This is a genomic window from Nocardia jejuensis NBRC 103114 (assembly GCF_001613145.1).
Lineage (GTDB): Bacteria > Actinomycetota > Actinomycetes > Mycobacteriales > Mycobacteriaceae > Nocardia > Nocardia jejuensis.
Genome location: NZ_BDBU01000086.1, coordinates 1 through 7,111 on the forward strand (window position 1 = coordinate 1; position 7,111 = coordinate 7,111).

Consider the following 7,111-nt stretch of genomic DNA (forward strand, 5'->3'; position numbering starts at 1 on the left):
CAGCGCTCGCGCCGCGCCCTCGGGGCCGCGCACGCCGGGAAAGGCGTTGACGTCGATTATCAGCGGTTCGCCGTCCACCTCGAGCAGGTCCACACCGTAGATGTCCAGGCCGAACACCTCGCCGGTGACCAGCGCCAGATCCGCCCACGGATGCGCGCCGGGCAGCTGCCGGTCGGCCTGCCGGGGGCCGGTGGTGAGCTCCGAGTGCCGCAGTGCGGCAAAGACTTCGCCCCCGATCACCCAGAGCTTGTGATCCCAGCCGGTGCCCGGCGTGAAGTCCTGCACCACGACGGGCTCGTCCGGCCATTCGGCGGCGAGCGCGTGGAGTTGATCGCGCCCGGTCACCCGGGCCACCAGATCGTTCCGGCGGCTGCGGCGACTCTTGATCACCAGCGGGCCGTCCAGGTGCGCGGGAACGCTCCGTAGATCCGGCCACCCGGTGGTGACCGCGAACGGGAGTCCGGCATCGTCGGCGAGCCGTGCCATCCGTAGCCGGTCCTGGCAGAACTCGGTCGCGGCGGCCGAGTTCAGCACCGTGATGCCTCGATCCTGTAGCGACCGCGCCAGTTCGATCGCGGCGGGCGTGCGCGCCTTGAGCAGGTAGACATCGGCCGGGTCGGCGGGGCATTCGGCGTCCGGCGCAAGGGTTTCGACGCGGTGGCCCTGATCCGAGAGCAGTACGGCCGCGGCCGCCAGCACCGGATGATCCGGATTCGAGGTCAGCAGACCGACCCGCATCGTCCCGGTGTGGGTGGCTGTCGTGCCCACGCCGGTGCAGACGGTCACAGCGCCACCGGAAGCTGTTCGCGCGACAGCGATTCGGGATGCCGCCGGTACGAGGAGCCCGACTCGGCGAGATCGAGGATGGCGCGGGCGACGGTCGCCACGGAATCGGGCACCATCCGGAAACTCGGAAAGTCGTTGACGTCCACCACGACCGGGCCGTCGGGGCCCAGCACGACATCGATGCCGTACAGGTCCAGGCCGAATATCTCGCCGACACGCGCTGCTATCTCCGCGATTTCGGAGGTCAGCGGGACCGGGCGCTCCGGAACGCTCCGATCTCCCGGCGTCAGCGGAGAGACGCGCTCGGTGCCGTACAGCCGACCGCCCGCGCAGTAGATCTTCAGGTCCACACCGGAATTGGGCACATACGGCTGTGCCAGTAGCAGCCCGTCGCGCGCTTCTCCGTTCATCAGAGCGGTGAGCTGGCTGGGTTGTCTCACCAGATGCACGCCGCGCCCGGAGCTGCCGTCGGCGGGTTTGACCACCAACGGGTATCGGCTGGAAGGGATTCGGGCCAGGTCGGCGGGGCGGGCCGCGGCCCAGGTCGCGGGAACCGGCAGACCGGCGGCTGCCGCGAGCACGGCCGCGTGTGCCTTGTCTCGCACGCCCCGAATGGATCTCGCGTCGTTGACGGTGGTGAGTCCGGCGGCCGCGGCGGCCTCGAGCAGGCCGAGTCCCGGTCCGCCGGAGACGGTCTTGAGTACCCACGCGTCGTGGCGGCCCTGCCGGACGAGGTGGTCGAGGTCGAGCAATTCGCCGCCCGGTCGCACCACATCGACCCGGTGTCCCCAGTCCCGTAGTTGCCGAACCACGTTCAGCGGCATGCCGTCCCTGCGGTACTGCTCCTCCACCAGAAAGCAGAAACTCATCCGTGCCACCATCAACGCTCCCCGTTACGCCGCCGCGGTGTCGCAGTGGCCCAGACTATTTGCCGATCGTTCTAGCGAGATCATCCCTTCTGGGCGCGAAAACGCAACGCGGGAGTGATAGTGCGAACACGGCGGGGTCCGTGCGCCGAATCCGTTAACGCGGAGCGGCTTCGGTGAGGGGTGCGCGGGGCGAAGTCAGATCGGCACGGGGCGAAATCAGATCGGCGCGAAGCCCGATCCCACGCCCTTGTCCGCGTCGACGGCGGCGCGCACCGCGTCGAACGAGACGGCCAGCACGGGGGTGTGCAAGGGGTTCGCGTTGTCGCTGCAGCTGAATCGCAGCGCCCGGGTGTCGTTGATCAGCGGCCCGGACACGAGGCCGACCAACTGATCGCCCAGGGTCAGGGGCCCACCCGAATCGCCGTAACTCGAGCACGCCTGATCGAGGAAACCGCCTGGGCCCGAAGCCCATACGACGCCGCAGGCCTGGCCGGTGGTGCGCCCGTTCTGGCAGACCACGTCCCAGGTGGTGGGGGAGGGCGCGATACCGGCGATTGTGGTGCCGCCGACGGTGCGAAGGGGAGTGACCGCCTCGGGCGCGAATTCGATCACGCCGTAGTCGAGTTCGGCGTCCGAGGCCACGACCACCCCGACCACCCCGGCCTCGGGGAACTGTTCCCCGGAGACCGGAGTGCCGGGCTCGGCACAGTGCCCGGCGGTGAAGCCGACCAGCCGGCCCGCGGCGTCGTGACCGATGGTGGTGAGACTGCACTTGGTGGAGCGGCCGAGCACGATGCCCGAACCGCCGCCGAGCTCCGCCCGCGCCCCCGATGTCCGCTCGGCGGAGACTCGAGCCGCGGCTGCGGGGTCACCGGCGCCACTGTGGTCGGCGGGATCAGCGTGGGCGGTGGGCGCGGTGAGGGCGCCCAGCGCGATCACCAGCGCCGCGGTGCCGACCCAGCGGTGCGATACGAGCATGCCCAACCACCCATCCGATTCGAACGTCTGCGTAGCTACACGGTAGCCGTAGCCGTCATCGCGGCCCCCGGCCGCTCCGACCTCACGGTTGCCGCCGATCAGCTGCCCGGGGCCACGATGACCAGGGCCATGAGCACCAGGCAGGTCGTCGCGGTGAGGGTCGACATGGTCCAGCGGCTGAAGTGCCGCCCTCCCGTGCGGATATTGACCAGGGTCGCGGCACGGAACTCGCCGCCGCGGGTCTGATGCCCCTCGGCGAAGGCCGCATCGCCCACGTGCAGATCCATGCCGAGCCACGGCAGGAAATGCAGGGTCCACTGCTTCCCGGTCTCGTCGGTGATGCCGAAGCGCACGCCCGGCCGCCACCGGATGAGCGCGAGCGGACCCGCGGTGCGAGCGAGAGCTCCGTAGTGCGATCGCGCGGACGCGTGGATCACCGCGGCCACCGCGATCAGCGTCGCGACGGTGGCCACCATGACGGAGTGCGGCACCGGCGGCATTCCCTCCACCACCAGCGAACCGGCCGCGAGCAGGAACCAGAACGGCTGCAGTACAGGCATTTCCACCGGTCGCGGCGCGGAGGTCACGGTGCCGACCAGGCTCGAGCGACGGCGCAGGCTGGTCCACCCGCAGTGCGAACATCGGGGCATCGCCTCGGCGTACACGACAGGTCCCGGGGCTCAGCACTGCGCGGGCGCGCCGATATCGCGCCGCGGCGGATGCGACGGCGCGTACCGGTGCGCCCGATCTCGACGGTGCTCGTCGCGCTGGGCGATCCGCATCGACAGGCGCACAACGACTTCGCTGAGCGTCAGGCCCAGGTCCATGGCCCGGATCTCGGCTATTTCCAGGACCACCTCCGGGTCGGAGGGTGCGGGATCGCTCAGGATCTCGTCGAGCACCATGCCGCTGATCGCCTGCTCGGTGGTGAGCACTCGTCCGGGCAACCAGCTCAGCGCCCAGGTGTCCCCGCAAGACGTTGCGCGGGTCGCGAATTCGGGAGTCACATCGCTGGTGATCGCCCAGGGGGTCAGGTTGATGGCCATCGAACGGGCACCTCCTCGAGGTTGCCGGGTTCACTCGGTGCCGAACGCGGAAGGTGCGTTCGACATCTGTGCGGTGAGTGCCCCCGTCACCCAATGCTAGGCGGGGATACGGATGAGTAGAAGTGAGAATTGCTGCTGGACAAGGATATTTCAAATCGTAATTTGCTTCGAATGTGTCTTGATGATTGCGGAGTGTCGTCAGTTTTCTCGATTTGTGGTGCGATGCTTCGGTTTTGGCTGCCTAAGCGGAGACTCGCGGCAGGAATGACTATCGGAAAGCCTTGCGGCCGAGCGGGAAATCGCCGCTCCGACGGTGGGTCGGGGAAACTCGCCGGAAATCGCGTAGCCGATCCATAGCGCAGATGACACAGCGTGCTTACTATGGGGGCCGCATGACACAGGTGGGTATCGCACCGCAGATCAGGATGGGAGAGGCAGCATGTCTGGCTCGGTGTCGGACGGCGAGCAGGTCGGCAGGGCGGTCCGTCGGCTTCGCAAGGAACGCGATCTCACGCAGACGCAGCTGGCACTGCAGGTGGGCTGCTCGCGCAGTCTCGTCCAGCAGATCGAGAACGGCACTCGCGTACCCACTCTGGCGGTCCGCGAGCGACTGAGCGCGGTGCTGGGTGAACGGCTGCCCTCGACCGTTCCGGAATCCGAGGCCGATGTCGCCACCAGTGAGCTGCGGATCCGGTTCAACTCGCTGATGAGCAGAGACGCCGTCGTGGCCGAGCGGGTGCTGGCCATCGCGGAGAGCCTGCTCGAGGCCGCGGGTGCGCGCGAGGTGGTGGAACCGCTGCGCTCCATCGCCGACCGGCAGCTCGAACGCGCGGAGGAGGTGCTCACCCAGATCCCCTCGGGCAGTGTGCTGGTGCGCGAATGGAACACCATCAACGACTGGATCACCGTGCTGCGCCGCGCCGAACGGTCGATCTGTGCCATCCACACCGCGGGTCTGGGCACCATCGGCGGCGATATCGGCGACGAATACCACTCGGAGATCCTGAATCTCGCCCGCGCCGGAATCTCGGTCCGGAGGCTCTACGTGCTCGACGAGATCGAGGACGCCGACTTCTATCAGGACAAACTCTGGCAGCAGGCGCGCGCGGGCATCGAGACGATCCTGGTGAACCGTCGCCGGGCGGTCAACGCGGTGAGCATGCTGGTGGTCGACGAGAGTTACGTGGCCACCGGTGAATACGACATCGTCCGCCAGGAGCGGGACGCCACCCGCTTCTCGGCCCTCAAGCACGACGTGCAGTTCGCCCTGCACCGATTCGACAAGCTCTACGAACTGCGCACGGCCGGAATGGCTCTCGTGATCAACGACCTCACCGACCGGCCCGATCTGGCGCGGTTCGAGCGCCTCGGCCAGGGCGAGAGCCGCGCGGTGTTCCGAAACGCGCTGCAACGGGCCTGGCGGGAGGCCTCCGGGGATTCGGCCGCCGAAGGCGACGAGTCGTGACCGACTGCCCGGCGCTCTCGCGCCGAGCGGACCCGGTGAGCCTGGTCAATCGTTCGGACGAGCGCAAGAAGTTCGCGCGCGGTTATCTGGGCGCGGCCCCCTCGTTCCCCGGCACGGGCGGACGGGAATACCGCGGCGTCATCGACGCCTATCACGGCGAAACCGGGCTGCCGATGGACGAATCCGCGGTGCGGGCGCTGGACGCGGCCTGGCGCGAGGTGATGTCCAGGACGCAGCCCGAGGAGTATCGCGACGGGGTCCTCTACGACAAGCGGCAGCCCCTGGTGCTGCGGACCCTGGCGGCGGACTCGCTGTTCCAGCGGCTGCGCGCGCCGGGCGCGGGACTGCCCCCGGTGCCGGTCGATGTCCGCGAGGTGATCGTGTCGCCCTACTCCAGCACCGTTCTGCTGGAGGAGGCGGTCGCTACGCTGGCGCGTCCGGGCGGTGTCCTGGTCTGTCCCGAGGGCTATTACAAGAGCGCCAGCGTCCACGTCGCCAAGTACGGACTGCGCATGGTGACCAGCGCGGCGACCCCGGACGAGTCGTTCAAGATCGACCCGGTGGCCCTGGCCCGGACGCTGGAACATCATGCACGCCAAGGGGATCTGTGCGGCGTGATGCTCACGCTGCCGGGAAATCCTGTGGTGGGGGCGTACACCGTCGCCGAGTTGATCGAGATCGGCCGGGTGCTGATCGAGGCCGGGACGCCGGTCATCTGCGACATGTCCTTCGATCTGCTGGTGGATGACCATATTCCGATCGCGGCGATCACGGTGCCGACACCCGACGGCCCGGTCCGGCTCTACGATCACGTGCTCACGATCACCGGTAATTCCAAGGCCTACAACGCTTTCGGTCCGTGCAAGCTGGGCGCGGCGTGCTCCGGGGATGCCGGGTGGATCGATCGGGTGCGCGATCGGCTGCGGGTGGCGTTCCAGCGCGAGAGCACCCATCTGGTGCGCGCGACGATCGAGCACACCACCGCCGCATACCTCGCCCGCAATCGTGCGACGCTGCGGGCCCGGGTCGATACGGCCCACCGGTTGCTGCTCGAGGTGAACGCGCGGTTCGGCGCGCCGGTGCTGCGGCCGCTCGGCAGCCCGCAGGGCATGTTCCTCACCGTCGAGTTCGACGCCGATCTGCTGGCCGCCGCGGGCGTGCGGTTCAGTTCGGAGTTGGAGGATCTGCTGCTGACGGTTGCCGGAATCGACTGCGTCGCACTCGATCGCACCGGATCCGAGCGCATGGGGGTGCGGCTCAACGTGGTCGCGCCGCGTCTGGCGGCCGGATACGAATCGCCGGACCTGCTCGATGAGCTGTTCGACCGGATCGAATGCCTGCTCGCCCGCATCGGCGCCGGACTGACCTACGGCGCCGGACTGCGGGAGCGGGAGATTCCCGCCATGTCCTTCGCGTCATGATCGTCGGGGTGCTGCGTGAGACGGCGGCCCGGGAACTGCGAGTCGCGCTGACGCCCGAGGACGTCGCGCTGCTCTCGGCCCGGGGACTCGGTGTCGTGGTGCAGCAGGGCGCGGGCTGGCGGGCCGACTTCACCGACGCGTCCTATCGGGCGGCGGGAGCAGCGGTGCTGCCCGGACCGGCGGAGGTCTTCGACGTCTCGGATCTGGTGGCGTGGGTGAAACCGCCCGCTTACGAACTGGATTCGATGCGCCTGCGGGACGGACTGATACTGCTGGGCTTCCAGGATCCGGTGCACCGGCACGATCGGATCGCCGCGCTGCGCGCGCGGGGCGTGGAATCGGTGGCCTTCGAGCGCATGTCGGCCCGGACCGATGCGGTGGTGACCGATCCGCTCTCGGCCATGAGCCGGATCGCCGGGGGCATCGCCTATCACGAGGGGCGCGCCCTGCTGGGTGAGCAGCGATTGGGCCGGCCGGTGCGGTCGCTGATCCTGGGGTGCGGGCAGGCCGGTCTCGCGGCCGTCGCGACCGCGGCGCAGTGCGCGG

General features: G+C 69.0%; 8 protein-coding genes. 3 read left to right on the plus strand and 5 right to left on the minus strand.

Annotated elements, in window-relative coordinates; translation table 11 throughout:
* The 5 genes from NJ1_RS37635 to NJ1_RS37655 form a co-directional block, all read right to left on the minus strand.
* Window positions 1–786 (minus strand): ATP-grasp domain-containing protein (locus tag NJ1_RS37635; RefSeq protein WP_067705113.1); only part of this gene is annotated, 786 nt, incomplete at its 3' end.
* Window positions 783–1,655: an ATP-grasp domain-containing protein gene (locus NJ1_RS37640; protein ID WP_067705129.1), complete on the minus strand. Its 873-nt coding sequence runs from the start codon at window positions 1,653–1,655 to the stop codon at window positions 783–785. The genes NJ1_RS37635 and NJ1_RS37640, both read right to left, overlap by 4 nt.
* A gap of 216 nt (window positions 1,656–1,871) precedes the next feature.
* Window positions 1,872–2,633, minus strand: coding sequence for a chymotrypsin family serine protease (locus NJ1_RS37645; RefSeq protein ID WP_067705115.1), 762 nt, complete (start codon window positions 2,631–2,633; stop codon window positions 1,872–1,874).
* Between the two features lie 98 nt (window positions 2,634–2,731).
* Window positions 2,732–3,193 carry a hypothetical protein gene (locus NJ1_RS37650; RefSeq protein WP_157574662.1) on the minus strand — a complete coding sequence of 154 codons (462 nt, stop codon included), beginning with the start codon at window positions 3,191–3,193 and terminating at the stop codon, window positions 2,732–2,734.
* A 120-nt stretch (window positions 3,194–3,313) separates the two neighbouring features.
* Window positions 3,314–3,679: a hypothetical protein gene (locus NJ1_RS37655; RefSeq protein WP_067705121.1), complete on the minus strand. Its 366-nt coding sequence runs from the start codon at window positions 3,677–3,679 to the stop codon at window positions 3,314–3,316.
* 439 nt (window positions 3,680–4,118) lie between these two features.
* On the opposite strand from NJ1_RS37655, the gene NJ1_RS37660 reads away from it, so the two are divergent.
* The 3 genes from NJ1_RS37660 to NJ1_RS37670 all read left to right on the plus strand — a co-directional run.
* Window positions 4,119–5,144, plus strand: coding sequence for a helix-turn-helix transcriptional regulator (locus NJ1_RS37660; protein WP_067705124.1), 1,026 nt, complete (start codon window positions 4,119–4,121; stop codon window positions 5,142–5,144).
* Window positions 5,141–6,565, plus strand: coding sequence for a pyridoxal phosphate-dependent aminotransferase (locus NJ1_RS37665; protein WP_067705126.1), 1,425 nt, complete (start codon window positions 5,141–5,143; stop codon window positions 6,563–6,565). The genes NJ1_RS37660 and NJ1_RS37665 overlap by 4 nt, the downstream gene beginning before the upstream one ends.
* Window positions 6,562–7,111 (plus strand): Rossmann-fold NAD(P)-binding domain-containing protein (locus NJ1_RS37670; protein ID WP_479687446.1); only part of this gene is annotated, 550 nt, incomplete at its 3' end. The genes NJ1_RS37665 and NJ1_RS37670, both read left to right, overlap by 4 nt.

Bases quoted from the DNA above. Each gene is read 5' to 3' on its own strand.
- NJ1_RS37640 (WP_067705129.1), bottom strand. From the start codon at position 1,655: ATGAGTTTCTGCTTTCTGGTGGAGGAGCAGTACCGCAGGGACGGCATG.
- NJ1_RS37645 (WP_067705115.1), bottom strand. From the start codon at position 2,633: ATGCTCGTATCGCACCGCTGGGTCGGCACCGCGGCGCTGGTGATCGCG.
- NJ1_RS37650 (WP_157574662.1), bottom strand. From the start codon at position 3,193: ATGCCTGTACTGCAGCCGTTCTGGTTCCTGCTCGCGGCCGGTTCGCTG.
- NJ1_RS37655 (WP_067705121.1), bottom strand. From the start codon at position 3,679: ATGGCCATCAACCTGACCCCCTGGGCGATCACCAGCGATGTGACTCCC.
- NJ1_RS37660 (WP_067705124.1), top strand. From the start codon at position 4,119: ATGTCTGGCTCGGTGTCGGACGGCGAGCAGGTCGGCAGGGCGGTCCGT.